This is a genomic window from Alteromonas marina (assembly GCF_000808575.1).
GTDB classification, from domain to species: Bacteria; Pseudomonadota; Gammaproteobacteria; order Enterobacterales; family Alteromonadaceae; genus Alteromonas; species Alteromonas marina_A.
On record NZ_JWLW01000039.1, the window covers coordinates 1 to 1,578 of the forward strand.

The window sequence follows — 1,578 nt, forward strand, 5'->3', positions numbered from 1 at the left end:
CTTTCACTTGGACAACCAACGCCAAGCTTGCCTAGCCTTCTCCGTCCCTCCATCACTGATTATATAAGTACGGGAATATTAACCCGTTTCCCATCGACTACGCATTTCTGCCTCGCCTTAGGGGCCGACTTACCCTGCCCTGATTAGCATGGGACAGGAAACCTTGGTCTTCCGGCGTGGGAGTTTTTCACTCCCATTATCGTTACTCATGTCAGCATTCGCACTTGTGATATGTCCAGCAAGCTTTACAACTCACCTTCATCCACTTACACAACGCTCCCCTACCCAGCATGTAAACATGCTGCCGCAGCTTCGGTATATTGCTTAGCCCCGTTACATCTTCCGCGCAGGCCGACTCGACTAGTGAGCTATTACGCTTTCTTTAAAGGGTGGCTGCTTCTAAGCCAACCTCCTAGCTGTCTATGCCTTCCCACATCGTTTCCCACTTAGCAATATTTTGGGACCTTAGCTGGCGGTCTGGGTTGTTTCCCTCTCCACGACGGACGTTAGCACCCGCCGTGTGTCTCCCGGATAGTTCTCATTGGTATTCGGAGTTTGCAAAGGGTTGGTAAGTCGGGATGACCCCCTAGCCTTAACAGTGCTCTACCCCCAATGGAATTCGTCCGAGGCTCTACCTAAATAGATTTCGGGGAGAACCAGCTATCTCCCGGTTTGATTGGCCTTTCACCCCCAGCCACAGGTCATCCCCTAACTTTTCAACGTTAGTGGGTTCGGTCCTCCAGTTGATGTTACTCAACCTTCAACCTGCCCATGGCTAGATCACCGGGTTTCGGGTCTATACCTAGCAACTAAACGCGCAGTTAACACTCGCTTTCGCTACGGCTCCGTTATTCACTTAACCTTGCTACTAAATATAAGTCGCTGACCCATTATACAAAAGGTACGCAGTCACCCCGAAGGGCTCCCACTGCTTGTACGTATACGGTTTCAGGTTCTATTTCACTCCCCTCACAGGGGTTCTTTTCGCCTTTCCCTCACGGTACTGGTTCACTATCGGTCAGTTAGGAGTATTTAGCCTTGGAGGATGGTCCCCCCATATTCAGTCAAGATAACACGTGTCCCGACCTACTCGATTTCACTGTAAAGAATCCGTCGTGTACGGGGCTATCACCCTGTATCGCTCCTCTTCCCAAAGGATTCCACTAAATTCTAAACAGCTTAAGGGCTGCTCCCCGTTCGCTCGCCGCTACTAGGGGAATCTCGGTTGATTTCTTTTCCTAAGGGTACTTAGATGTTTCAGTTCCCCTCGTTTGCCTCGTTAACCTATGTATTCAGTTAACGATACCTATAAATAGGTGGGTTTCCCCATTCGGACATCTGTGGCTCAAATGCATTTTGTCGGCTCACCACAGCTTTTCGCAGACTTACACGTCCTTCATCGCCTCTAACTGCCAAGGCATCCACCGTATACGCTTCGTCACTTAACCATACAACCCCAAACAGCCTTTTGACTTCTGTCTAAGTTACGTTGCATGAATGACAAGCTAATCGGAAGAATTGCCTTGCTATCAAATCATCGATTGATAACAAGCAATTCAGTCAAGTAGAGTAAAAAGT

Annotated in this window: 1 rRNA gene; it reads right to left on the minus strand. The window is 48.9% G+C overall.

From position 1 onward, the window contains the following. A 23S ribosomal RNA gene (locus tag RJ41_RS14395) occupies window positions 1-1,448 on the minus strand; the annotation flags it as partial. Window positions 1,449-1,578 lie beyond the last annotated feature (130 nt).